Origin of the sequence: Bradyrhizobium sp., from assembly GCF_035570375.1 — a bacterium.
Lineage (GTDB): Bacteria > Pseudomonadota > Alphaproteobacteria > Rhizobiales > Xanthobacteraceae > Bradyrhizobium.
In genome coordinates, this window is sequence record NZ_DATMLW010000037.1 from 1 (window position 1) to 25844 (window position 25844).

Here is a 25844-nt window from a genome sequence, read left to right on the forward strand (position 1 = left end):
GCGGCTCAAGACGATTCCCCTGTACCCCCGGACGAGTTTGCTACCATTACTGGCAGGATATGGCGCCCGCAAGGCAAATGGGCGGCGCCGAATCGCTGGAACGGCCTGCAAAATGGCGAGGGGTTCGGCGTGTTGCGCCGAACCCCTCATTCTAAAGACATCAGCCAGCCTGTAAGCCGGGTTCTGTAGGGCACCGCCCGCGGGCTTGCGGACGATACGTGACGGCCATTCCTCTGGGACAACGTTTGCACGTTGCCTCGAGCAACCTACCCGGACGACGAGCCTGACATCGCTCTTGCGGCGTTATCGCTTTCGCGAACTGCCCGCGTTGCCGTCCCTATTCGGTCTTGCTCCCGGTGTGGTTTGCCATGCCGGATCCGTTGCCGGACCCGCGGTGCGCTCTTACCGCACCTTTTCACCCTTGCCCCGCTTTGCTCCGTTCGGAGCTCCGCCGGGCGGTTCATTCTCTGTGGCACTGTCCCTGGGGTTGCCCCCGCCGGAAGTTATCCGGCACCGTATGTCGATGGAGCCCGGACTTTCCTCTCCCGAGGACCTTTCGGCCCCGCGTGAGCGGCCGTCCGGCCGACTGACTCTCAAGGCATGGGGGTTCCGCCGGTCGGCGTCAAGCCGGAACTCGCCGCGGCGCGCGGCTTAAATAAATTATCCTGAAGATGTCGTTCTGCGGTCGTCCCCTTCGACTGGATGTCGGCAATGATGCCGATCACAAGGAGTAAAGCGATGCAATACCTGTTGGCGATCTATCGAAGCGAAGCGGAACTCGGCAAACTGAGCCAGGCGGACCGCAAGCAAATGATGGCGGATTATGGTGCGTTCACCCAGTCCATCATCCAGAGCGGCCACTTCAAGGCGGGCGACGGATTGCAGCCGTCGACGACCGCAACAAGCGTGCGCGTACGCGACGGCAAGATCCTCACGACCGATGGCCCATTTGCGGAAACGCGCGAACAGCTCGGTGGTTATTATTTGGTCGAGGCCAAGGATCTCGACACCGCGATTGGCATCGCGGCGCGAATTCCCGGCGCCAAGACCGGTTCGATCGAGGTTCGGCCTGTCATGATCTACGACAACTAGCGGCGAAGCCCTCATTCCGGAGCGTTCGAAGGACGAAACCGGAATTAGGCACCCGGAATGACGGCAAAAAATGCAATCTAGTGAGATCGAAAAAATCTTTCGCGACGAGGCAGGAAGGGCGCTAGCCACGCTGATCCGCCTCGTCGGCGATTTCGATCTCGCCGAAGACGTTCTGCAGGAGGCCTTTGCGGTTGCGCTGGAACGCTGGCCGGCGGCCGAGCCGCCATCCAATCCGCGGGCCTGGCTGGTCAATGTCGCGCGCAACAAGGCGATCGACCGCATTCGCCGGCAAATCTCCTTTCGGGACAAGGAGGCCGCGCTGACGCATGAGGCCTTGCTCAACGCTGTATCTTCCCACGAAGACAGCGACTTTGCGCTTGACGACGACATGTTGCGGCTGATTTTCACCTGCTGCCATCCTTCCTTCGCCGCCGAAGTCCAGGTCGCGCTGACGTTGCGCACGGTTTGCGGACTGACCACCGTGCAAGTCGCGCGCGCCTTTCTGGTGAGCGAGGAGGCGATGGGCCAGCGACTGGTCCGCGCCAAGCAGAAGATCCGGCTCGCCGGCATTCCCTATGAAGTGCCCGAGCGCGACGCGCTGGAGCCACGGCTGCGCGGGGTACTGGCCGTGATCTATCTCGTCTTCACCGAAGGCTATGTCGCCACCTCGGGCGAAGAGCTGATGCGTCCCGATCTTGCACGCGAGGCGATCCGGCTCGGCCGTCTGCTCGATGCGCTGATGGCCCAACGCGGCGAGGTCAAGGGACTTTTGGCGCTGATGCTGTTGCACGATGCGCGCCGCGCCGGGCGCCAGACCGCCGGCGGCGATATCGTGCTTCTAGAGGAACAGGATCGCAGCCTTTGGGATCAAAGTCAGATCGCCGAAGGGCTCAGACTCGTGGAAGAGGCGTTGCGCCTGCCGGGCCGGCCGCAGGCTTATGCGGTGCAGGCGGCGATCGCCGCGTTGCATGCGCGCGCGCCGAATTATGAAGATACCGACTGGAAACAGATCGCAGGCCTCTACGAAGTGCTGTTGCGGATCAGCCCGTCGCCGGTGATCGAGCTCAATCACGCGGCCGCAATTTCCATGGTGGATGGCCCGGCGCGGGCGCTCGATCTTGTCGACGCGCTCTGCGCGCGCGGGGGTCTGGACGGCTATGAGCTTATTCCCGCCGTCCGCGCCGATCTGTTGCGCCGGCTCGGCCGCCGTGAGGCGGCACGAGAGGCTTATCTTGCCGCCAGCGCCGCCACCCAGCTGGAGCCGCTGCGGCGGCTTTACACTCGCAGGCTCGCCGAACTCGCAGACGCCAGCCGCTCGCCGACATAGGCGGCGAGAGAAAGGCCAAGCAGCACGGTTTCGGCGATCAGAACCCGCAGGCTTTCGGCGAACGTGCCGTCGGCAACGACGCCGAAAACGCGGACCGCAAGGGCCGTGCCGACGATCAGTGCGACAAATACGAGGCCGGTCTTGCGCAGGCTGGAAGTGAAGAGGCAGACAGCCACGAACAACGCACAGCCGAGCGGAAACGCGCCAAAACTTGCCCGCATGTTGGTGATCGCCAGCGGAGAACCGAGCGTCATGTCGGAAGCGGCCGCCGCGTCCACAGGGCTGCTGATGAATTTGCGGCTGATCAGCGCGAGCACCGTGAGCGCGAACACCAATACGACACGGCTGATCCAGGGTGCGATTCGATACGACATTTTCATTGCTCCTGCAGGCGACCGGTTGCGAGCGGCGCGCTGTTGCGCTGCGCGCTTTCCGAGAGCGGCTCGTGCCGTCGTGAAACGAGTTGCCAGGCCAATAGTCCGATGCTGACCACGACCGCCGGGACAAAGAACGCCAGGATCATCCAGGTAACGCCGCTCGCCGCACCCATGAGATGCTCTTCAACCCCGCCGCGGATATTGAGAAAGGTGTCGACCGTGGTTTCGACCACGAGAACCCAGCTCAGTATCACGCCGGCAAAGGCCCTCTGGCGCAACAGCACGATGGCGGCGAACGCGATGATGGCACCAAGTACGTCGCCGATCACGATCTCCATGGCACCGTGCGAGGAGATCGGAAAACCGTCGCGCTGGGCGACGAAGACCTGCAAGGCGACGTAACGAAAGACGTTGACCCAGAGTAGCGCAATCAACGCGTCCACGCGGCCACGCCTGGCAAGCCAGGGCGCGACGTACCAGCGCGACAGTGTGATGAAAATGACAAGGGTGATGAGTTGTGCTCCGGCCTGCGCCGGTACGAGATGATTCATGACTGCACCTGTGCGATATGGGAGGATTGAGCGGTCTCGATCTTGCGGCGGCCGAAGAACATGCGGCTGAGCAGTCCGTCGCGCAGCACAAGCGCGTGATAGAACGCGGCGACGATGTGGATCGCGATCAACGCCATCAGGACCCGGGATATGGCGTAGTGAACGCTGCGAATAGGAAAGACCCAGAGATCAGCGGGCAGATTGCCGTGCCCCAAGAAAACGGTCTCGAACAATCCGGTCTGCAGCGCCATGATAATGCCGCTTCCAGCCATCGCGAACACGGTGCCATAGAACATCCGGTGCGATAGCCATGCCAGCCGGTCGAGCAACGGATGTCCGGCGGTCGCAGGGTCAGGATGTGCGCTGCGCGACCGGATCACGAGGCGAACCAGCATCAGAACGAGGATCGCCATGCCGCCTCCCATGTGGCTGCGCAACGCCTCAAATTTCATTGGATCGGTGTTCGGAATTTTCACCATCACGAGCGCGCCGAGCGCGAGCGCGGCGATGATGAGCAGTGCCAGCGCCCAATGCAGCACGACGAGCGCGGGATGATATCGGGAAACCTTGCTCACGGTCATTCCTCCTCAAAGAAAACCACGCCGCGCTTCAGCCCCAATGAGGGCGGCAACTCCCGTGCAAGTTGCGCCGTTGATGTCTGTTCGACAATCCGGCATTATCCAAACGCCTCAGTCGGAGATTGCGAACAATGAAAAAGGCCAGCATTGCCGAAATGAGCGCCTTCGTGGCCATCGCCGAGCGCGCGAGCTTCGCCAAGGCCGCCAAGCAGCTCGGCGTGTCGCGTTCCTCGCTCAGCGAGAGCCTGCGCTCGCTGGAGGAACGCCTCGGCGTCCGGTTGATCAACCGGACCACCCGCAGCGTCGCCGTGACCGAAGCCGGCGAGCGGCTGCTGGTGCAACTGCGCCCGCTGCTCGACAATTTCGACGCGGTGCTGGAATCGGTGAATGCATTCCGCGACAGTCCGGCGGGTCACCTTCGGATCACCGTGCCGCGGCCGGCGGCGCGCACCGTCATCGAGCCGGTGCTCTCGCGCTTCCTTGCGGCTTACCCCGCCGTGACACTCGAGGTCGTGATCGACAGTACGCTGACCGACATCGTGCGCGATCGCTTCGACGCCGGCATTCGGCCCGGCCACCGCGTCGAGCAGGACATGATCGCGGTTCGTGTCGGCGAGGATGCCAGGCCCACCGTGGTGGCCTCGCCAGACTATCTTCGCCGTCATGGAACGCCGGAAGAGCCGAGCGATCTTCGCGCGCACAACTGCACGCGAATGCGGTTCGCAAGCAATGCGCCGCAACGCTGGATCTTCGAAAAGCGCGGCAAGACCGTCGAGGTCGACGTGACGGGATCCCTGATCGCCGGCGAAAGCGACCTCGCGATCCGGCTGGCGCTCGACGGCGTCGCGATTGCCCGCGTTCCGCTGCACGCCGTGCAAGCTCATCTCGCCAGGAAGACGCTGGTTGAGGTGCTGGAGGACTGGAAGCCGCGTTCGGTCGGCTTCTATCTCTATTATCCGAGCCGCCGGCAGATGCCGGCGGCGCTGCAGGCCCTCATTGCCATGTTGAAGGCCGAGGCGTCCGGACGGCGAACCGATGATGCTTCCGAGCCTCGACTGGCACCCAGGCCGACCGCCGCCACACGCGCAGCTTCGCGATAAGGCTGCCTCGTGACTAAGAGGAATGTTCGGGGAGGCGAAGCGTCCTCCGCCCATTGGTCGGCTTTTCCGAATGTGCCAATCGCCCGAAACCGGATTGCGATCTTTCCGCTCCGCGCGCCATCTCTCGCTAGGAGTGGATTTGACATTCGCTACTCATCCAGCCGCAAGCTCGCAATGCGAATGTCAAATCCAGAACTCCACCAGAATCTTCCATTTGCTAGTGGTCCTTTGATTCTAGCATTCGCGACGGTGTCTGCCGGGATGGAATGCGAATGTTAGAATCGGACCACTGGTCGCAGCGAGAGGGTCGTGTCATGTCAAAAGATTTTCGCGAAGTGATCATTACCGGAGCGACCGGAGGATTGGGCTCCGACGTCATCGCGCAATTGCAACGACTGGCGCCACCGACCGAACTCGGCGTGAGCGTGCGCAACCCCGAGAAGGCAAGCGCGCTTTATAAGGCCGGCATCCGGGTGCGGCGCGGTGATTTCAGCGAACCGGCGTCACTTGATCTGGCCTTTGCCGGCGCGCGGCGGGTGCTTCTGATTTCCACCCGCACGCCGGGAAACGCAGCGCGGTTCAAGGAGCAGTGCAATGCGATCGATGCGGCGATCCGCTGCGGCGTCGAGCACATCTTCTACACGTCGATCGTGCAGAGGCCGGGTTCGGTGTTCGACGTGGCGCAGGGGCATCACGATACTGAGAAGTATCTTGCGACCTGTGGCGCGGCCTGCACGATATTGAGGAACGGCCAGTACATCGAAAACCTGCCGATGTTTTTGGGCCAGAGCGTTTTCACCGGCGATCTAGCCCTGCCTCAGGACGGGTCCACCGCGTGGGTGTCGCGGGTCGATCTCGCCGAAGGCATCGCGCGGCTGCTGCTGTCAAAGGGCGATTTACCCAAAACTATCTTGCTGACCGGTCCGGAAGCACTCGACTTTGCGGCGATCGCCACCATCGCCGGGCGTGCAATAGGGCGCCGGATCGTGCGGCGGACGATTCCGGGCCACGAGTTCGCCGCGATGCTGGTCCGGCGAGGACTTCCGCCGCCGTTGGCACAATCGCTGACGACAGGCTTTGCCTCGCGTGCCGCCGGCGAGTTGGCCGAGAGCGACCCGGCGTTGCAGCGGCTGCTCGGTCGCCCCTTGCGCCGCGTCAGCGAAGTCTTGCCGGAATTGCTGGCACGCGCAACGAGCCTTGCTCCGAACGCTGCAGCGTCGTCATGAGCACCATCCGGTTCGCGTCGGGAACAGTCGCACTATGTGGCCGCGACTGCCGCGGTTTCGACCGGCAGTGACGCGAGCAGCGATTGCAGCGTGACCAGTGTCGAATGGTCGGCGACGCCGTCGACCCGTGCGGGGCGGAAGTGGCGCTGGAAAGCAGTGACCACTTCCGCTGTCGCGGCGTCAAATTTTCCGCTGATCGGAATGCCGTAGCCATATCTGGCGAGCGCCTGTTGCAGATCGCGAACGCTGTCGCTGATCACGCCGAGCTTGAGGCCTTCACCGCGCACGATCGGCGCCGGGGTTACCCAGTGGCCGACGCCTGAATTGGCGAGCGAATGCCAGGGAAACTTCTCGCCGGGATCCTTCTTGCGGTGGGGCGCGACGTCCGAATGCGCCAGCACGCGGTGCGAAGGCACGTTGCGGCGGAGCATGATGCCCCGGCACAGCGCGATCACGGCGGCGATCTGGCGCAGCGGAAAGTCCGGATAGCCCCAGTCATGGCCGCGGTTGACGATCTCGACCCCGATAGAGCAGGAATTGATGTCGTTCTCGCCGGCCCAGGATGCGATGCCGGCATGCCAGGCGCGCCGCGATTCCGGGACGCATTGCACGATGCGGCCGTCTTCCAGAACGATGTAATGCGCCGAAACGTCGGTGCCCGCGGTACAGAGCTGGGCGATCGCTCCTTCCACATCGGGCATTCCGGTGTAATGCAACAGGATCATGTCGGGCACGCGGCCCTCGTTCCGCTCGCCGAAATTCGGCGAGGGGATGACATCAGAAGCAATCGAGGAATCGGGGGTGAACGTCTTCATGTTCGTCAGTAGCCGGGGAGCGGGACGGTGCGCCGCTTCGAATCAAAACCAGCAGATGCGAACGAACCAGTCGCCATATGAATACTCAAACCGGGCAGCACAACGGCAATAAAAAAGTTTTCAAAATGATCCTCTTGACTATTCCCGCAAGGTCCGCCTTGCGCAATTGAAGAACCGTGCGTTGCGATGCATTTTGCCGGAGTGTGTGCACAGCGCATCACTTCTTGGGCTGCGCCTGTGGATGACGACTTTCGGTTCGAAACGGTGGAACCGGAAAGCGCGGGGAAACGCGCCTTTCGACCGTCAACGCTTTCTTAATGCTAACTGACGTTACTGAGAGCTGAAGTGCCGCTCTTTCGGTTTCGGGAAACGGCTAAGCAGCCGCCGATTGAAGTTCCTGCCCGGAGGATGGCCCCGGTCCGGATCATAGGTTTCCAGTGTCCTTTCGAATCCGAGGTTCGCAAGAAGGGGGGCCCCAAGGTGTGGCGAACGTCGGATTCCGCACCCCCAAGGCCGGCCAGCAAATTCGATCGGAAAGGCGTAAGAAACATGGACTTTTGAGGCGCAATGGGCCCTTTCGCGTCCGTTTTTCGCATTCCGGCCCGCAGCTCGCAGGAATTGGCGCCATGAATCCGTCTGCTCCCGATGCGTCCGAATCAAGACACATGCCCGTCCTCGGCCAAAAGGCGGCTGAGTTTCTCAACCCGCGCGAAGGCGGGATCTATGTCGACGCCACCTTCGGGGCTGGCGGCTACAGCCGGGCCATCCTGGACACCCAAGGGACCCGGGTGATCGGTATCGACCGCGATCGCTCGGCGATTATGGGCGGTTTTGCCCTGGTCGACCAATCGGCCGGCCGGCTGACGCTGGTCGAGGACCGGTTTTCCAACCTCGCCCGCATCTGCGATTCGCAAGGCGCGCCGCGGGTCGACGGCGTCGTCATGGACGTCGGCGTGTCCTCGATGCAACTCGATGAGGCGGCTCGCGGATTTTCGTTCCGCAACGACGGCCCGCTCGACATGCGGATGGGGCACGAGGGGGCGACCGCGGCGGATGTGATCGCGAAGGCTTCCGAGACCGAGCTTGCCGATATCATCCATATCTTCGGCGAAGAGCGGCATGCGCGCGCCGTTGCCCGCGCCATCGTCGCCGCGCGCCGGCAAGCCCCGGTCGCGACCACCCGGGCGCTTTCGGAGATCGTCGCCAGGGTGGTGCGCGGAAAGCCGGGGGAAATTCACCCCGCCACGCGCACGTTCCAGGCCTTGCGGGTTTTCGTCAACCAGGAGCTCGAGGAGCTGCATCTGGCGCTCGCCGCGGCCGAGCGCGTGCTCAAACCCGGCGGTCGGCTCGTTGTGGTGTCGTTTCATTCGCTGGAAGACCGCATTGCCAAGAATTTCCTCGTCGAGCGCGCCAAAAGCGGCGGCGGATCGCGGCACCAGCCGGAGATCGCGCGGCTCCCGCCGAGCTTCATCGTCCTGACCAGGCGGCCGGTCGCCCCGGACGAGGATGAGATCAAGGCCAATCCGCGTGCGCGCTCTGCCAAATTGCGCGCCGCCGCGCGCACCGATGCGCCTGCGCGGACTGCCTCGCCACTGCCGGACTGGCCCACCCTCGACGACGTGATGAGGGGAGGCTGACGATGCGGATCATCCATCTCCTTGTGATCGGCGGGCTCGTCTTCGCGGCCGCCTATGTCTACCGGATCAAGATGGAATCGACCGAACGCACCGAGCGGGTGCTGCGGCTGCATGCGGAAATCCGCGAGCAGCGCGATGCGATTGCGGTGCTGCGCGCCGAATGGGCCAGGCTTGATGCGCCATTACGGCTGCAGGGTCTTGCCGAACGCCACCTGCAGCTCAAGCCGCTCAACGCCGCGCAATATGATTCGCTGAAGAATTTGCCCGAGCGGCCGCCCAGCCCGGTCAAGCCGGACAGCCCTGATCCGATCGGCGCCATGATCAATACCGTCGCGCCATCGAGCGATGCCGCCACGGTGACGGGTTCGCTGCCGGCAAAAGCGCCGGAGAAAAAGCGATGACCGGGCGCACGCGCAGGGAAAGGCCGACGGAACCGTGGCGGCAGCGCCTGGTCCGCAGCCTCTTGTACGGCCGCAACGTCGACCGCGCCGCCAAGGCTCGCGCGCGCGTCGGCTTTGCGATCCTGGCGTTCGTCGCAGCCTATGCCGTGATCGGCGGCAGGCTAGTGATGTTCGCCGCCGGCAGCGACGGTCATGGCGCGCGCCGCGCCGCCGGTCAGGACGCGATTGCGACCGCCCGGCCGGACATCGTCGACCGCAACGGCGAAATTCTTGCGACCGATGTCAAGGCCCCCAGCCTGTTCGGCGAGCCGCGCCGCATCATCGACAAGGACGAGGCGATCGAGCTTCTCACCGCCACAATGCCGGACCTCGACATCGGCGAGGCGCGGCAGCGCCTGTCCAGCCGCAAGGGCTTTGTCTGGCTCAAGCGCGAAATCACGCCGGTCCAGCAGCAGGAAATCCACCGGCTCGGCATTCCCGGCATCGGCTTCCTGCGGGAAAACAAGCGCGTCTATCCCACCGGCAACGAGGTCGCGCACCTGATCGGCCTCGTCAACATCGACAATCAGGGCATCGCCGGCATGGAGAAGTGGCTCGACAGCAACGGGCTTGCCGATCTGCATCGCGCGGGATTTGCCACCGATCGCCTGCAGCGCCCGGTCGAATTGTCGGTCGATTTGCGTGTCGAACACGCGCTGCGCGACGAACTGCTCAAGGCCAAGGAAAAATACCACGCCAAGGCTGCTTCCGGGCTCGTCTCCAATGTCCGCACCGGCGAGATCGTGGCCATGGTTTCGGTGCCGGACTTCGATCCGAACAATCCCAAGGAAGCGCATGATCCCGACCGCATCAACCGCCTGACCACCGGCGTCTATGAGATGGGTTCGACCTTCAAGGCCTTCACGCTGGCGATGGCGCTCGATTCGGGCAAGGTCGATCTCAACTCGATGTGGGATGCGCGCGCCCCGCTGCATTACGGCAAGTTCGCCATACACGACGATCACCCGCTCGGGCGCATGATCAACATGAAGGAAGTGTTTTATTATTCTTCCAATGTCGGTGCGGCGCGGATTGCGCTGTCGCAGGGGGTCGAGGCGCACCGGGCTTTCCTGCGCAAGCTCGGCCAGCTCGAGCGGCTGCGCACCGAATTGCCGGAGAGCGCCTCGCCGATCGTGCCGAAACACTGGGCCGAGCTGAACACGGTGACGATCGCCTTCGGGCACGGCATCGCGGTGGCGCCGCTGCAGGCGGTGATGGGCATCGATGCGCTCGTCAACGGCGGCTATCTGATCCCGCCCACCTTCCTCAAGCGCAGCGAGGAGGAAGCGATGGCGCTGGCCAAACGAGTGATCAAGGCGGAAACATCGGAGAAGATGCGGTTTTTGATGCGGCTCAATGCCGAGGTCGGAACCGCCAAGAAGGCCGATGTCAAGGGCTATTACATCGGCGGCAAGACCGGCACCGCGGAAAAGGTGATCAATGGCCATTACGCCAAGAAGCACGTGCTCAACGCCTTCACCGCGATCCTGCCCGCCGACAATCCGCGCTACCAGCTCCTGATCATGCTTGATGAGCCGCAGCCGCTGAAGGAAACCTTCGGTTTCATCACCTCAGGATGGAACGCGGTGCCGACCGGCGGCAATGTGATCACCCGCATCGCGCCCCTTCTGGGCATTGAACCGCGTTTTGACCTGCCGCCGTCCGACCGCCTCATTCTTGCGGCATCAAGAACAAGCCAATAAGGCGTAGCTTTCAGGACCTGTTTTTTTAAGGTGTAGCTTAAGCCTGGTGCCGCGAAGGGGATAGCTGGACAATGGGGCACCCGCGCCGGCCGACTGGTGCGGTGGATTTGACATTCGCTTCAGTATTGCCGCGAGGTTCCAAAGCGAATGTCAAATCCAAAACGGCACCAGAATCTTGTATTTGCCAGTGTCCTTTGGTTCGGACATTCGTAAACGAACCCTCAGAGACATGATACGAATGTCAGAACCGGACGCTGGAACACCATGAAACTCCGCGACCTCTTCCATGAAGACGCCAGGATGGACCCGCAGGCGCAAGATGCGGAGGTTACGGGCCTGTCTTCGGACAGCCGCAGCGTCAAGCCGGGCGATCTGTTCTTTGCACTCGCGGGTTTCAAGACCGATGGCGCGCGCTTCATCGAACAGGCGATTGTCTCGGGCGCCGTCGCGGTAGCGGGCGACCATCCGCCGCCGGGCGGCTGCCGCGTTCCGTTCATCGCAACTTCGAACCCGCGGCGCGCGCTCGCGATTGCGGCGGCGCATTTTTATCCGCGGCAGCCGTCGACGATCGCGGCGGTGACCGGAACCAGCGGCAAGACGTCAGTCGCTGCTTTTACGCGGCAAATCTGGCAGCGGCTCGGCGATGAAGCGGCCAGCATCGGGACCATCGGACTGGTGTCGCCCAAGCGAACGGTTTACGGGTCGCTGACGACGCCCGATCCGATCGCGCTGCATCGGCAGCTCGACGAAATCGCACGCGATGGCGTCACCAATCTCGCCTTCGAGGCGTCCTCGCACGGGCTCGATCAGTATCGGCTTGACGGCGTACGCATTTCGGCCGGGGGCTTCACCAACCTGTCGCGCGATCATCTGGATTACCATCCCGATGTTGCGCACTATCTTGCCGCCAAGCTCCGGCTGTTCCGCGATCTCTTGCCGGAAGGCAGCGCGGCGGTGATTTCCGCCGATCATGAATGCTCGCAAGCCGTGATCGATGCCGCGCAGGAGCGACCGTTGCGCCTCATCACTGTCGGGCAGAAAGGCGATGGCACGGGCGAGGGGATACGCGTGGTCGCCTCCGCGATCGACGGCTTCGCACAAAAGCTCGAGCTCGACCATCTCGGGCGCAAATATTCCGTTCGCCTGCCGCTGGTCGGTGAATTCCAGATCGAGAACGCGGTCGTCGCGGCGGGCCTTGCGATCGGCACCGGCAGCGACCCCGGCGAGGTGTTTGCCGCACTCGAACATCTAGAGGGTGCCAGGGGCCGGCTGGAACGTGTCGGGGAACACAACGGCGCGCCGATCTTTGTCGATTACGCGCACAAGCCGGATGCGCTGGCCAAGGCGCTGCAGGCATTGCGGCCCTACGCGGAACGAAAACTGGTCGTGGTGATCGGCGCCGGCGGCAACCGCGATGCGGGAAAACGGCCGCTGATGGGCGCGATCGCCGCTGAAAATGCCGATCATGTCATCGTCACCGACGACAATCCGCGCAGCGAAAATCCGGCCACGATCCGCGCCGCGATCCTCGCCGCTGCAAAGGGCGCGATCGAAATTCCAGACCGCAACCAGGCGATCCGCACTGCGATCGCAGGCCTTGAGAAGGGCGATCTGCTCCTGATCGCGGGCAAAGGCCATGAAACCGGGCAAATCATCGGCGATCGCGTCCTGCCGTTCAGCGATCACGACGCCGTTGCGTCAGCGCTTTCGGAGAGGGTCGCATGAGCACGACGCCGAACGCTACGGCCGCATTGTGGACTTCGGATGCGATGGCGGCGGCGATGCACGCTGCGAGCAACGGCACGCTGCCCCAGGACATCTCCGGCATTTCCATCGACAGCCGCACGTTGAAAGCCGGCGAGGCCTATTTCGCGATTCTGGGCGCGGTGCATGACGGTCACGATTTCGTCGAAGCGGCCGTGCGCTCGGGTGCCGCGCTTGCGGTGGTCGAGAAGGCAAAGCGCGCCAGATTTGCCTCCGACGCGCCGCTCCTGGTCGTTGACAATGTGCTGGAAGGGCTTGTTGATCTTGCGCGTGCGGCGCGCGCGCGCCTTCAGGCGCAGGTCATCGCGGTGACGGGTTCGGTCGGCAAGACTTCCACCAAGGAGGCGTTGCACCGCGTGCTCGGTGCGCAAGGGCAAACCCATGTTTCGGCTGCTTCCTTCAACAACCACTGGGGCGTGCCGCTGTCGCTGGCGCGCTGCCCGGCGGATGCGCGCTTTGCGGTGTTCGAAATCGGCATGAATCACGCCGGCGAGATCGAACCGCTGGCGAGGCCGGTTCGCCCGCATGTGGCTGTCATCACCACGGTCGAGCCGGTGCATCTGGAATTCTTCGACGGGCTGGAGGGCATCGCCGATGCCAAGGCGGAGATCTTTGCCGGTCTCGAGCCGGGTGGCGCCGTGGTGCTCAACCGCGACAATTCGCAATTTGCGCGACTTGAGCGCCGCGCGAAACAGCTCGGCATCTCGCGCATCGTCACGTTCGGCGCGGACGAGAAATCCGACGCGCGGCTCATCGACGTGGCGCTGCATGCGGCCTGCTCGGCGGTGCACGCCAATATTCTTGGGCACGACGTCACCTACAAGGTCGGCATGCCTGGCCGCCACATGGCGATGAACTCGCTTGCGGTGCTTGCGGCGGCTTCGCTTGCAGGTGCCGATCTTGCGCTGGCTTCGCTGGCGCTGTCGCATATCGAGCCGGCAGCGGGCCGCGGCGTCCGTCGCGTGCTCGAAATGGCGGTCGGCGAGGCGACCCTGATCGACGAAAGCTACAACGCCAACCCGGCATCGATGTCGGCCGCACTGGGCGTGCTCGGCCAGGCCAGGATCGGCCCGCATGGAAGGCGTATCGCGGTGCTCGGCGACATGCTGGAACTTGGCGCTTCCAGCGCCGAATTGCATCGCGGTCTCAATGACGCCATCAAGGCCCATCACATCGACCTCGTGTATTGTTGTGGTCCGCTGATGAAGAACCTGTGGGACGCCCTTTCCACGGGCAAGCGGGGCGGCTATGCCGATAGCGCAGCGAATCTGGAACCGCAGATCGTCGCCGCCATCCGGGCCGGCGACGCCATCATGGTCAAGGGCTCGTTCGGCTCGAAGATGAAAACGATAGTCAACGCGCTCGAAAGGCGCTTTCCCGGCAGGACTGCGCTCGACGAAGCCGCGGTATAGGGCAGGTTGAATGTTCTACTGGCTGATCGATCTCTCCAATACCGTGCCTGGCCTCGCCTTCTTGCACACCTTCCTGAACGTGTTTCGCTACATCACGTTCCGCACCGGCGGAGCGATGGTGACCGGCGCGCTTTTCGTGTTCCTGTTCGGCCCCTGGATCATCGATCACTTGCGGCTTCGCCAGGGCAAGGGACAGCCGATCCGCTCCGACGGCCCGCAGTCGCATCTGGTGACCAAGAAGGGCACTCCGACCATGGGCGGCCTGATGATCCTTTCGGGGCTCGTGGTTTCAACCGTGCTGTGGGCCAATCCACTCAACCCTTATGTCTGGATCGTGCTGGCGGTCACGCTCGGCTTCGGCTTCGTCGGTTTTTATGACGACTATCTGAAGGTGACGAAGCAAAGCCATAGCGGTTTTGCCGGCCGGCTTCGCCTCCTGATCGAGGCCTTGATTGCGCTTGCGGCGTGTTACGCGCTGGTCCGGCTTGGGCGGGAGCCATTCTCGACCTCGCTCGTGATCCCGTTCTTCAAGGACATCGCGCTGAACCTCGGACTGTTCTTCACCGTCTTCGGCGCCTTCATCATCGTCGGCGCCGGCAACGCGGTCAATTTGACCGACGGTCTCGATGGCCTGGCCATCGTGCCCGTGATGATCGCGGCCGCGAGCTTCGGCATGATCTCCTATCTCACCGGCAACGCCGTGTTCTCGGATTATTTGCAGATCAATTACGTTCCCGGCACCGGCGAGCTCGCGGTGATCTGCGGCGCGGTGCTCGGAGCGGGCCTCGGTTTTCTGTGGTTCAACGCGCCGCCGGCGTCGATCTTCATGGGCGATACCGGTTCGCTCGCGCTCGGCGGCATGCTCGGTTCGATTGCGGTCGCGGTCAAGCACGAGATCGTGCTCGCCGTGATCGGCGGGCTGTTCGTGCTGGAGGCGGTTTCCGTGATCGTGCAGGTGATGTCGTTCAAGCTCACCGGGAAACGAATTTTCAGGATGGCGCCGATCCATCACCATTTCGAGCAACTTGGCTGGACCGAACCGCAAATCGTGATCCGGTTCTGGATCATCTCGGTGATGTTGGCGCTGGCCGGCCTCTCCACGCTGAAGCTGCGGTGATCGTGGTGACGAAATCGATGCTGGCTTCGATGCCTTTCTTCCCCTCTCCCCTCGCGGGAGAGGGTGGTTTCGAACGAAGTGAGAAACCGGGTGAGGGGGCGCTTCGCCTTGTTGGTTCAACCCCTCACCCGCCTTCGCTTCGCCGTGGCCGATGCAAAGCATCGGCGTTTTTGTTCCATAGGACAGCGGCCGAAGGCCGCCTACGCAGCCTCTCCCGCAAGGGGAGAGGGCAAGGTGGCATCCGCACATGATCCCCGTCACTTCTTTCGCAGGCAAGACGGTCGCGGTGTTCGGCCTCGGCGGATCGGGCCTTGCGAGCTGTCACGCCCTGAAGGCCGGCGGCGCCGAAGTGATCGCCGGCGACGATGGCGCCGACAGGCTCGCGGAAGCCGCCAAGGCAGGGTTTGTCACCGCGGATCTGCGCAACGAATCCTGGTCGCGCTTCGCAGCGCTGGTGCTCACCCCTGGCGCGCCACTCACCCATCCCGCGCCGCACTGGACGGTGTTCCTGGCAAGAGAAGCCGGCGTCGAGGTGATCGGAGATATCGAGCTGTTCTGTCGCGAGCGGCAGCGTCACGCACCGGACGCGCCTTTCGTCGCGATTACCGGCACCAACGGCAAATCCACCACCACCGCGTTGATCGCGCATCTGACGCGCGTTGCCGGTTACGACACCCAGATGGGTGGCAATATCGGCACCGCGATTCTGTCGCTGGAGCCGCCGCGCAAGGGGCGGGTGCATGTCATCGAGATGTCCTCGTACCAGATCGATCTCACGGCGAGCCTCGATCCGACCGTCGGCATCCTGCTCAATATCAGCGAAGACCATATCGATCGTCACGGCACGCTCGCTCACTATGCGGAAGTGAAGGAACGCCTGGTCGCAGGCGTCCAAACGCAGGGTACCGCGATCATCGGCGTCGATGACGGGTGGAGCCGTGCCGCCGCCGACCGCATCGAGCAGGGGGGAAAGCGCGTGGTTCGCGTCTCGGTGAGAAATCCGCTTCCCGACGGCATCTACGTCGATCACGAAACCATCTGGCACGCATCCGGCGGGGCGCGCAGCGAGGTGGCGCGGATCGGCGGCATCGGCTCGCTACGCGGCTTGCATAACGCGCAGAATGCGGCCTGCGCCGCCGCCTGCGCGATCGCACTCGGGATTTCCGGTGAGGTCTTGCAGAAAGCCCTGCGAAGTTTTCCCGGCCTTGCGCACCGCATGGAGCAGGTCGGCCGTCGCGGCAACGTGCTGTTCGTCAACGATTCCAAGGGCACCAATGCAGATGCAGCCGCACGCGCCCTGTCGTCTTTTTCCGACATTTTCTGGATCGCGGGCGGAAAGCCGAAGCTCGGCGGCATCACGGGCCTTGCCGAATATTTTCCGCGCATTCGCAAAGCTTACCTGATCGGCGAGGCCGCGCAGGAATTTGCTGCCACACTCGGCAGCGTCCCGCATGAGATCTCGCAGACGCTTGAGGTTGCGGTGGAACACGCCTCGCGCGATGCGGAAGCCTCAGGGCTCGCCGATCCGGTGGTGCTGCTGTCGCCCGCCTGCGCCTCGTTCGACCAGTACCGCAATTTCGAGATTCGCGGCACACGCTTCCGCGATCTGGTCACCGCGCTGCCCGGCGTGAAACCGGTGGTGTGAGCCGCGCCTTCATCCCTCCCCGCAAGGGGGAGGGATCAGGAAGAACCGCATTCCATTAACCCCTTCGAAACCATCATGGGCGACCAATGAGGGATGACGGCCCTCAAGGCGAAAGTCCATGCTTTCCCGTGAACAGCGAAATCCGCTAAGCGACTGGTGGTGGACGGTCGACCGCCTGCAGTTGGCGGCGATCTTCGCGCTGATTCTCGCCGGCATCATCCTGTCGCTTGCGGCCAGCCCACCGGTGGCGACCCGGATTGGCCTTGACTCCTTTCATTTCTTCAACCGCCACGTCCTGTTTCTGCTGCCGTCCTTCATCGTGCTGTTGGGTGTGTCGTTCCTGTCGCCGCACCAGATCCGGCGCGCCGCGCTGATCGTGTTCCTGGTGTCGATGGTGCTGATCGTGGCGACGCTGCTGTTCGGTCCCGAGGTCAAGGGCTCGCGGCGCTGGATCACGCTCGTCGGCGTGAACATCCAGGCCTCCGAATCCGCAAAACCCGCTTTCGTGGTGCTGGCGGCATGGTTGTTTGCGGAATCGGCGCGGCGCCCAGAGATGCCGGCGACCTCGATGGCGCTGGTGCTTCTGCTGATGCTGGTTTCGCTCTTGGTGATGGAACCGGACTTCGGCCAGACCATGCTGATCCTGATGGTGTGGGGCGCATTGTTCTTTATCGCCGGCATGCGAATGATCTGGGTGCTGGGGCTTGCGGGCGCCGCAAGCGCCGGACTGTTCGGCGCCTATCTGTTCGTGCCGCACGTGGCGGGGCGCATCAAACGCTTCATGAATCCCGCTTCCGGCGACACCTTTCAGGTCGATACCGCGATGGAGGCCTTCGGCAATGGCGGCTGGCTCGGGCTCGGGCCCGGCGAAGGCATCGCCAAGCGCAGTCTGCCGGACAGCCACACCGATTTCGTGTTCGCGGTGGCGGCAGAGGAGTTCGGAATCATCCTTTGCCTCGTGCTGCTCGCGTTGTTCGCCTTCGTGGTGATCCGCGCGCTTTCGCGCGCTTATGCCACCGAGGACATATTCGCGCGTTTTGCGGCTTCCGGCCTTGCGATTCTGTTCGGCGTGCAGGCCGCGATCAACATGTCGGTCAATCTGCAACTGATCCCGGCCAAAGGCATGACCTTACCGTTCATCTCCTATGGCGGTTCGTCGATGGTCTCCCTCGCCTATGGCGTCGGCATGATGCTGGCCTTGACGCGGCAGCGGCCGCGCACCGAACTGGAATCGCTGAACGCGAGCGCCGCGCCGAGCTACGCCTAGATTTTTCCCTGTCATTGCGAGGAGGCAAGCGACAAAGCAATCCGGAATCCGTCCGTGGTGCGGCTGGATTGCTTCGTTATCGGGCGCGCATTCGCGCGACCCGGTGGCTCGCAATGACGGTCGAAATTTGCGACTATCTGATCATGAAACAAGATCCTCTCATCCTGCTCGCCGCGGGCGGCACCGGCGGGCATCTTTTTCCGGCGGAAGCGCTCGGCGTCGAACTGATGAAGCGCGGCTTGCGCGTGCGCCTTGCGACCGATTCCCGAGCGCTGCGTTACTCGGGCCTGTTCTCCAAGGACATGATCGACGTGGTACCGAGCGAGACCGTGCGCAGCCGCGCGCCATGGTCGCTCGCCTTGACCTCCCTGACGCTGGGCGCTGGCTTTGTAGTGGCGCTCAACCTGTTGCGCAGGCTTGAGCCGGCGGCCGTCGTGGGTTTCGGCGGCTATCCGACCTTGCCGCCGCTTCTGGCGGCGCGCCTGCTTCGCATTCCCCGCGTCATTCACGACGCCAACGCGGTGCTCGGCCGCGCCAACCGCTTCCTCTCGAGCCGGGTCGACGCGATCGCAACCTCGCTCCCCGGCGTTCTCGACCGCGATCCCGGGCTCTCTCCGAAGACCACCACCGTCGGCACGCCGATGCGGCCTGCGATACTTGCCGCGGCGGCCGTCGAATATGTCGCTCCCGATTCCGGCGGGCCGTTTCGCTTGCTGGTGATCGGCGGCAGCCAGGGCGCGCGGGTGATGGCCGACATCGTGCCCGGCGCGATCGAACGGCTGGAACCTTCGCTGTGGAACAGGCTGGTCCTCACGCAACAGGTTCGCGAGGAAGACATGATGCGCGTGCGCGGGCACTACGACCGGCTCAAGATCAAATGCGAGCTGGCGCCGTTCTTCACCGATCTGCCGGCGAAGCTCGCATCCCACCATCTGGTGGTTTCGCGCTCCGGCGCCGGCACCGTAGCCGAACTCTCCGCCATCGGCCGCCCGTCGATCCTGGTGCCGCTGCCGGGCTCGATCGACCAGGATCAGTTCGCCAATGCCGGCGTTCTGGCGCAGGTGGGGGGCGCTTTACGGATTCCGCAAAGCGAACTCAGTTCCGACCGCTTGGCGTCGGAAATCTCCGCGCTTGCCGCCGAGCCCAAGAAATTGACCGCGATGGCGAAAGCCGCGCGCAGCGTCGGCCGGTTGGACGCCGCCCAGCGGATGGCCGATCTGGTGATGAAAGTGGCGGGAATTTAGTGGTCCGATTCTAACATTCGCATCTCGTTTTGGCAGGCACTTTTGCCAATGTTAGAATCAAGGACCACTAGCAAATATTAGTTTCTAGTGGAGTTTTGGATTTGACATTCGCGTTGCGAGTCCGCAGCTAGATGGGTAGCGAATGTCAAATCCACTCCACTAGACGAAAGCAGTGAATTAATGAAATTCTGATGTCATGGCCGGGCTTGTCCCGGCCATGACGTCTTTCCTAAATTGCTGAACAAAGACGTGGATGCCCGCGGACGACCAGTTCGAAGACGCGCTTTGCGCTTTTTGCGCGGGCATGACGAAGGTAAGACCACAATGAGACTTCCGCGGGAAATCGGACCCATTCACTTCGTCGGGATCGGCGGTATCGGCATGAGCGGCATCGCCGAGGTGTTGTGCAATCTCGGCTATATCGTGCAGGGGTCGGACGCCTCCGAGAGCGCCAATGTCGCGCGCCTGCGCGACAAGGGCATCAAGATCGCGATCGGCCACAAGGCCGAAAACGTCAATGGTGCCGACGTCGTCGTGGTCTCGACCGCGATCAAGCGCGACAATCCCGAACTGACGGCCGCGCGCGCCCAGCGCATCCCGGTGGTGCGCCGCGCCGAGATGCTCGCCGAACTGATGCGGCTGAAAAGCTGCGTGGCGATTGCGGGCACCCATGGCAAGACCACGACGACCTCGATGGTTGCAGCCTTGCTCGACGCCGGCGATCTCGATCCGACCGTGATCAATGGCGGCATCATCAACGCCTACGGCACCAATGCGCGGCTGGGGGCGGGCGAGTGGATGGTGGTGGAAGCGGACGAAAGCGACGGCACCTTCCTCAAGCTGCCGGCCGACATCGCCATCGTCACCAATGTGGACCCCGAGCATCTCGATCATTTCAAGACCTTCGATGCGGTGCAGGAGGCGTTCCGCAATTTCGTCGAGAACGTGCCGTTCTACGGTTTCGCGGTGATGTGCATCGACCACCCGGTCGTGCAGAGCCTTGTCGGCAAGATCGAGGATCGCCGCATCATCACCTACGGCGAAAACCCGCAGGCCGATGCGCGGCTTGTCGATCTCGCTTCATCGGGCGGCGGCTCGCAATTCACCGTCGCATTCCGCGACCGCAAGACGGACGCATTGCACGAGATCAGGGACATTCGCCTGCCGATGCCGGGCCGGCACAATGCGCTCAACGCCACGGCGGCGATCGCGGTTGCGCATCAGCTCAAGCTCTCCGACGAGGCCATCCGCAAGGCGATCGCGGGCTTCGGCGGCGTCAAGCGGCGTTTCACCAGGACCGGCGAGTGGAACGGCGTCACCATCATCGACGACTACGGCCATCACCCCGTCGAAATTGCAGCGGTGCTCAGAGCAGCGCGCGAGTCCACTAACGGAAAGATCATCGCGGTGGTGCAGCCGCATCGTTATACCCGCCTGCAGTCGCTGTTCGAGGAATTCTGCACCTGCTTCAACGACGCCGACACTGTCGTCGTGGCCGAGGTTTATCCGGCCGGGGAGGCGCCGATTGAGGGCATCGATCGCGATCATTTCGTTCTCGGTCTTCGCGCGCACGGCCATCGCGAGGTCATCCCGCTGCAAAATTCTGGCGAACTCGCGAAGGTGATTCACGGCCTCGCCGGCCGCGGCGACCTCGTCGTTTGTCTCGGTGCCGGCAACATCACGCAATGGGCCTACGCGCTGCCGGACGAATTGAAGGCGCTGGGGTGAAGGCGATGATGCCGAGTGCTCCACAAGCGCTTTTGCGATTCCCTCCCCCCTTGCGGGGGAGGGTCAGGGTGGGGGGTAAGCCGCAGACGCCGGAGTTCGTTGTACCCCCCTCTCCAACTCTCCCCCGCAGGGGGGGAGAGGGCCGACCGCGCCTTGCGGCCTCGCCGTTGCCCATCATCACATGAGCTTTCCCGATATCACGCTCGACCTCAAAGCCGCGATGCCAAAATTGCGTGGGCGCTTGCTTGCCAATGAAAGCCTCGCGCCGCTGACCTGGTTTCGCGCCGGCGGCCCCGCGCAGGTGCTGTTCACGCCCGCGGACGAAGGCGATCTCGCCTATTTCCTCAAACACTTGCCGGCCGACCTTCCGCTTTACGTCGTCGGCGTCGGCTCCAACCTGATCGTACGCGACGGCGGCATGCCCGGCGTTGTGATCAGGCTATCGCCGCGCGGCTTCGGCGAGACGAGCGTGCAAGGCGAAATCGTCTCTGCCGGTGCGGCTGCGCTCGACAAACGCGTGGCCGAGACGGCGGCAGCCGCCAATGTCAGCGGGCTCGAATTCTTCTTTGGCATACCCGGCACCATTGGCGGGGCGTTGCGCATGAATGCCGGCGCCAACGGCGCCGAGACCAGGGATGTCCTGGTTGAGGCCGCGGGCCTTTCCCGCGACGGAAGCAAACTCGCCTTCACCAATGCCGATATGAATTTCGTCTACCGCAATTGCGGCGTCGATCCCTCCGTGATTTTCACCTCGGCGCGCTTTCGCGGCAAAATCGCCGCGCCAGAGGCGATCCGGAGGCGGATGAACGAGGTGCAGAGCCATCGCGAGACCGCGCAGCCGATCCGTGAAAAGACCGGGGGATCGACCTTCAAGAACCCGCCGGGCCAAAGCGCCTGGAAGCTGATCGATGCCGCCGGATGCCGTGGCTTGCGCGTCGGCGGGGCGCAGGTGTCGGAAATGCACTGCAATTTCCTGATCAACACGGGCGAGGCGTCCGGCCACGATATCGAAACTATTGGTGAAACCGTTCGCGCGAGGGTGAAGGAAAACAGCGGAATCGAGCTACACTGGGAAATCAAGCGGATCGGGGTTTTGACACCGTAGTCATTCCGGGACGCAGCGTGAGCTGCGAACTACGATGTGCACTTGCACATCGGAGAATCTCGAAGTTGTTGAGCGATGGATTCCGGGTCTGGCGCTCCGCGCCATCCCGGAATGACGGATAAACTAGATCAATCTCGAGATTCCGGATTCGATGCTATCGCATCGCCCCGGAATGACAGCATCAGCGGATCATCTAATGCGGGTCACCATTCTCTTCGGAGGCACGAACAAGGAGCGCCTGGTGTCGGTGGCCTCCGCCCAGGCGCTGTGTTCGGCATTGCCCGAGGCCGACCTGTGGTTCTGGGATGTCGACGACACCGTGCATGAAACGCGGTCGGAAATTCTGCTGAAACATTCACGTCCGTTCGAAAAGGAGTTCAAGCCGGGCACCCCAAGCCTTGGGCGGATCGAACAGGCGCTCGACAAAGCGAGCGCCGGGAAACGTCTTCTGGTGCTGGCCTTGCATGGCGGCTCGGCCGAGAACGGCGAACTTCAAGTGATGTGTGAAGTGCGCCGCGTACCGTTCACCGGTTCCGGCTCGGCGTCCTCGAACCTTGCCTTCGACAAGGTCGCGGCAAAGCGCTTCGTGGAAATTGCAGGCGTGAAGGCGCCATCGGGCGTAGGCCTGGATGACATCGAGCCGGCGTTCGCCCGATATGGCCGGCTGGTCGCAAAACCCGCGCGCGACGGCTCGAGCTACGGCCTGATTTTCGTCAATTCCAAGCAGGACATTGTCGCCGTACGCAACGCGGCGAAATTGGAGGAATATCTCATCGAGCCGTTCATTGCTGGCGTGGAAGCGACCTGTGGCGTGCTGGAGCAGCCGGACGGCAAGGTTTTTTCGCTGCCGCCGATCGAGATCATCCCGGCAGAGGGAAGCTTCGACTACACGGCCAAATACCTGCTCAAATCGACCCAGGAGATTTGTCCGGGACGCTTTTCGCCTGAGGTGACCGCAAAGCTCATGGACCTGGCGCTGCGCGCCCACCGGGCGCTGTCATGCTCCGGTTATTCGCGGACCGACTTCATCGTGTCCGAGCATGGGCCGATTTTTCTTGAAACCAACACCCTGCCGGGACTGACAAAGGCTTCGCTTTATCCGAAGGCGCTGAAGGCGCAAGGAATCGATTTTGTCGATTTCCTGAAAGACCAGATTGTGATCGCTGAAAGGCGCAGCCGGAAGTAGGGCTATCAAGTGTTACCGAAATACTAACGTTACCGGTCAAAGCCTTAAAACCGCACGCCAAAACGGCTCCTGATCGGGCCGAATTTACCCTTTGTTTACCAGGAAGTCCGAAGGTTAACGCCAGCGGTGCCAGCAGCGCTTGGCTGCCCGGAAAGCGTCGCACTTGCGCAGCTCTCGCAGGCTTTTGCGGGCACAACACTTGGACAGGCTCGTACTCATGGATCGTGGAGGACGTCTCGTTCGGTCGAACAGATCGCCGGGGCCCCGGACTGATCTGAAAGCGGCCGCCATTGGTGCGGGCGTTCTGCTGCGCGAATGGCTGGCCGGCAAGCGCGTCACTTCGAGCGCGCGGCGTATCGAGCGAACGGAACAGCCGCCGCGTCTGGTCTCGTTTCTCGAGCGACACCTTCCGCGCCGGGCCGGCATGATGGCGACACTGGCGCTGTTCGTTTCCGCCGCCGGCCTTGGGATCGTGAAGGGCGGCCACGTCGAGAAGTTTTTCACGAGCCTTGGCGAGGCGCGCAATGCGCTGGCAAACTCGGCCGGCTTCCGGATCACCACGGTTGCGATCGGCGGCCGCAAGCAGCTCTCCCAGGACGAGGTGCTCGCGATCGGCGGCGTCAGTGGCCGCTCGTCGCTGTTGTTTCTCGACGCGGCCTCGGTCCGCGAAAAGCTCAAGGCCAATCCCTGGATCAGCGAAGCGACCGTGCTGAAGCTTTATCCGGATCAGCTTAAGATCGACATCGTCGAACGTTCGGCGTTTGCGCTCTGGCAGCGCCACGGCCGCCTCTCGGTGATATCCGATGACGGTGCGGTGCTCGAGCCCTATGTGTCGTACCGCTTCATCTCGTTGCCGCTGGTGGTGGGCAAGGGCGCCGAGACTCGTGCGCGCGATTTTCTGGCACTGCTTGCGCGTTATCCGCGCGTTCATTCGGTGACCAAGGCGGCGATCTTCGTCGGCGAACGGCGATGGAACCTGAGACTGAAGGATGGTCTCGACATCCGCCTTCCGGAAAACGACGTCGGCGAGGCGCTTGCGACCTTGAGCACGCTCGACAAGGAAGACCGCCTGTTCTCCCGCGACATCGTCGCGGTCGACATGCGCCTGCCGGACCGCTTGATCGTGCAATTGTCGGAAGACGCGGCCAAGGCGCGCGAAGAATCGTTCAAGGAAAAGAAGCCGAAGAAGAAGGTCGGCGACGCATGAGCGGCTTCGATCGCAAACAGACGCCGAAGACGCGCCCGATGCCGCAAAAGCGCACCGCGCTGGTGGCCTGCCTCGACATCGGCACCAGCAAGATCGCGTGCATGATCGCGCGGCTAAAACCTTGCCCGCCGAGCGAAGCCCTGCGCGGCCGCAGCCATGCCGTCGAGCTGATCGGCTACAGCCAGATTCAGTCGCGCGGCGTCAAGGCCGGCGCCGTGGTCGATCTTGCCGGATGCGAACAGCAGGTGCGCCAGGCCGTTGCGCTCGCCGAGGAAATGGCCCGGGTGCGGGTCGAGTCGGTCCTGCTGTCGGTCTCAGCCGGGCGGTTGCAGGGTCAGTTGGTCGAGGCCGCGGCCGACATCAGGGGCGCTACGGTTGCACCCAGCGACGTCGCGCGCATCACCTCCGCCGGCATGCACCACGCCACGGGCGAGGGCCGCACCGTGCTGCACGCGCTGCCGGTCGGCTATTCGATCGACGGCGTCAAGGGCATTCGCGATCCGAAGGGCATGGTCGCGCGGCAATTCGGCGTCGACATGAACGTCGTCACGGCGGACGCCACTGTTGCCAAGAACCTGATGCTGGTGGTCGAGCGCTGCCACCTCAATGTCGAGGCGATGGCGGCCAGCCCCTACGTCGCTGGCCTTTCGGTCCTCACCGACGACGAGGCCGACCTGGGCGCGGCGGTGGTGGAGATGGGGGCCGGCACCACCACGATCGCGACCTATTCCGGCGGCCGCTTCGTCCATGCCACCGGATTTGCGCTCGGCGGACACCACATCACCATGGATCTCGCCCGGGGCCTGAGCGCATGCATTGCAGATGCCGAGCGAATCAAGACGTTATATGGCACGGTGCTGACCGGCGGGTCCGACACGCGCGAGTTGATGTCGGTGCCGTCTGCCGGCGACGACGGGCTGGACGTTCCGCAGATCGTGTCACGGGCCACGATCGCCAACATCGTCCGGCACCGGGCCGAGGAGATTTTTGAAATGGTCAGGGACCGGCTCGCGGATTCTCCCTTTGCGGCAGAACCGAAGGCGCGAGTTGTGTTAAGCGGCGGTGCATCCCAGCTCACCGGCACCCTCGAGCTTGCGACGCGGGTCCTCAACCGGCCGGTGCGGGTCGGCCGGCCGCTCGGATTCTCGCGGCTCCCCAACGAGGCGAAGAGCGCATCGTTTGCGGTTCCCTCTGGCCTGCTCGTCTATCCGCAATACGCGCACCTCGAACATGTCGAACCGCGGCATACGCGGCAGCTGATGACAGGGACCGACGGCTATTTCGGAAAAGTCGGACGATGGCTGCGTGAGGGCTTCTGATGAA

22 protein-coding genes and 1 other RNA gene are annotated in these 25844 nt (G+C 63.3%); 18 read left to right on the forward strand and 5 right to left on the reverse strand.

Going from position 1 to position 25844, the window contains the following annotated elements:
- Positions 1-156: 156 nt before the first annotated feature.
- Positions 157-590: RNase P RNA component class A (gene rnpB / locus VNX23_RS04470), an RNA gene on the reverse strand.
- Between the two features lie 148 nt (positions 591-738).
- Between rnpB and VNX23_RS04475 the strand changes: the two genes are divergently transcribed.
- Complete coding sequence (locus VNX23_RS04475; protein WP_325627976.1) at positions 739-1092, forward strand: YciI family protein; 354 nt, start codon at positions 739-741, stop codon at positions 1090-1092.
- Between the two features lie 70 nt (positions 1093-1162).
- Entirely contained in the window at positions 1163-2419 is a 1257-nt protein-coding gene (locus VNX23_RS04480; protein ID WP_325627977.1) for an RNA polymerase sigma factor, read from the forward strand.
- Here VNX23_RS04480 and VNX23_RS04485 read toward each other — a convergent pair.
- From VNX23_RS04485 to VNX23_RS04495, 3 genes are read right to left on the reverse strand one after another with little or no spacing between them, the layout of a single operon-like run.
- The gene (locus VNX23_RS04485) at positions 2368-2793 is read right to left on the reverse strand and encodes a DUF4345 family protein (RefSeq protein ID WP_325627978.1); all 426 of its coding nucleotides are present in this window, start codon (positions 2791-2793) and stop codon (positions 2368-2370) included. The two genes, VNX23_RS04480 and VNX23_RS04485, sit on opposite strands and share 52 nt — an antisense overlap.
- Positions 2794-2795: 2 nt before the next feature.
- A complete protein-coding gene (locus tag VNX23_RS04490) occupies positions 2796-3347 on the reverse strand; it encodes a hypothetical protein (protein WP_325627979.1) in 552 nt (183 codons plus the stop codon).
- Positions 3344-3922, reverse strand: a complete 579-nt coding sequence (locus VNX23_RS04495; RefSeq protein WP_325627980.1) for a cytochrome b — start codon at positions 3920-3922, stop codon at positions 3344-3346. Before VNX23_RS04495 ends, VNX23_RS04490 begins: the two co-directional genes overlap by 4 nt.
- Before the next feature lie 134 nt (positions 3923-4056).
- On the opposite strand from VNX23_RS04495, the gene VNX23_RS04500 reads away from it, so the two are divergent.
- A complete protein-coding gene (locus VNX23_RS04500; RefSeq protein ID WP_325627981.1) occupies positions 4057-5025 on the forward strand; it encodes a LysR substrate-binding domain-containing protein in 969 nt (322 codons plus the stop codon).
- 314 nt (positions 5026-5339) lie between these two features.
- The gene (locus VNX23_RS04505) at positions 5340-6251 is read left to right on the forward strand and encodes an NAD(P)H-binding protein (protein ID WP_325627982.1); all 912 of its coding nucleotides are present in this window, start codon (positions 5340-5342) and stop codon (positions 6249-6251) included.
- Between the two features lie 32 nt (positions 6252-6283).
- Here the strand turns inward: VNX23_RS04505 and VNX23_RS04510 are convergent, their stop codons facing one another.
- Positions 6284-7066, reverse strand: a complete 783-nt coding sequence (locus tag VNX23_RS04510; protein ID WP_325627983.1) for an N-acetylmuramoyl-L-alanine amidase — start codon at positions 7064-7066, stop codon at positions 6284-6286.
- A 626-nt stretch (positions 7067-7692) separates the two neighbouring features.
- On the opposite strand from VNX23_RS04510, the gene rsmH reads away from it, so the two are divergent.
- The 14 genes from rsmH to ftsA all read left to right on the forward strand — a co-directional run bounded on the left by rsmH (position 7693) and on the right by ftsA (position 25840).
- Positions 7693-8703, forward strand: a complete 1011-nt coding sequence (gene rsmH / locus VNX23_RS04515) for a 16S rRNA (cytosine(1402)-N(4))-methyltransferase RsmH (protein WP_325627984.1) — start codon at positions 7693-7695, stop codon at positions 8701-8703.
- Positions 8704-8705: 2 nt separating this feature from the next.
- Positions 8706-9104, forward strand: coding sequence for a cell division protein FtsL (ftsL, locus tag VNX23_RS04520; protein ID WP_325627985.1), 399 nt, complete (start codon positions 8706-8708; stop codon positions 9102-9104).
- A complete protein-coding gene (locus tag VNX23_RS04525) occupies positions 9101-10846 on the forward strand; it encodes a penicillin-binding protein 2 (RefSeq protein WP_325627986.1) in 1746 nt (581 codons plus the stop codon). Before ftsL ends, VNX23_RS04525 begins: the two co-directional genes overlap by 4 nt.
- 264 nt (positions 10847-11110) lie before the next feature.
- On the forward strand, positions 11111-12571 hold the full coding sequence (locus tag VNX23_RS04530) for a UDP-N-acetylmuramoyl-L-alanyl-D-glutamate--2,6-diaminopimelate ligase (protein WP_325627987.1): 1461 nt from the start codon (positions 11111-11113) through the stop codon (positions 12569-12571).
- Positions 12568-14022 carry a UDP-N-acetylmuramoylalanyl-D-glutamyl-2,6-diaminopimelate--D-alanyl-D-alanine ligase gene (locus VNX23_RS04535; protein WP_325627988.1) on the forward strand — a complete coding sequence of 485 codons (1455 nt, stop codon included), beginning with the start codon at positions 12568-12570 and terminating at the stop codon, positions 14020-14022. Before VNX23_RS04530 ends, VNX23_RS04535 begins: the two co-directional genes overlap by 4 nt.
- 10 nt (positions 14023-14032) lie before the next feature.
- Positions 14033-15139: a phospho-N-acetylmuramoyl-pentapeptide-transferase gene (gene mraY / locus VNX23_RS04540; RefSeq protein ID WP_325627989.1), complete on the forward strand. Its 1107-nt coding sequence runs from the start codon at positions 14033-14035 to the stop codon at positions 15137-15139.
- 247 nt (positions 15140-15386) lie between these two features.
- Positions 15387-16784, forward strand: a complete 1398-nt coding sequence (murD, locus tag VNX23_RS04545; RefSeq protein WP_325627990.1) for a UDP-N-acetylmuramoyl-L-alanine--D-glutamate ligase — start codon at positions 15387-15389, stop codon at positions 16782-16784.
- Positions 16785-16902: 118 nt separating this feature from the next.
- Entirely contained in the window at positions 16903-18051 is a 1149-nt protein-coding gene (gene ftsW / locus VNX23_RS04550; protein WP_325627991.1) for a putative lipid II flippase FtsW, read from the forward strand.
- Between the two features lie 143 nt (positions 18052-18194).
- Positions 18195-19295: an undecaprenyldiphospho-muramoylpentapeptide beta-N-acetylglucosaminyltransferase gene (murG, locus tag VNX23_RS04555; RefSeq protein WP_325628007.1), complete on the forward strand. Its 1101-nt coding sequence runs from the start codon at positions 18195-18197 to the stop codon at positions 19293-19295.
- 324 nt (positions 19296-19619) lie between these two features.
- The gene (gene murC / locus VNX23_RS04560; protein WP_325627992.1) at positions 19620-21023 is read left to right on the forward strand and encodes a UDP-N-acetylmuramate--L-alanine ligase; all 1404 of its coding nucleotides are present in this window, start codon (positions 19620-19622) and stop codon (positions 21021-21023) included.
- 181 nt (positions 21024-21204) lie between these two features.
- Positions 21205-22128: a UDP-N-acetylmuramate dehydrogenase gene (gene murB / locus VNX23_RS04565; RefSeq protein WP_325627993.1), complete on the forward strand. Its 924-nt coding sequence runs from the start codon at positions 21205-21207 to the stop codon at positions 22126-22128.
- A gap of 196 nt (positions 22129-22324) precedes the next feature.
- Positions 22325-23314 carry a D-alanine--D-alanine ligase family protein gene (locus VNX23_RS04570; RefSeq protein WP_325627994.1) on the forward strand — a complete coding sequence of 330 codons (990 nt, stop codon included), beginning with the start codon at positions 22325-22327 and terminating at the stop codon, positions 23312-23314.
- Between the two features lie 217 nt (positions 23315-23531).
- The gene (locus VNX23_RS04575) at positions 23532-24521 is read left to right on the forward strand and encodes a cell division protein FtsQ/DivIB (protein ID WP_325627995.1); all 990 of its coding nucleotides are present in this window, start codon (positions 23532-23534) and stop codon (positions 24519-24521) included.
- Positions 24518-25840 carry a cell division protein FtsA gene (ftsA, locus tag VNX23_RS04580; protein ID WP_325627996.1) on the forward strand — a complete coding sequence of 441 codons (1323 nt, stop codon included), beginning with the start codon at positions 24518-24520 and terminating at the stop codon, positions 25838-25840. Before VNX23_RS04575 ends, ftsA begins: the two co-directional genes overlap by 4 nt.
- Positions 25841-25844: the final 4 nt, after the last annotated feature.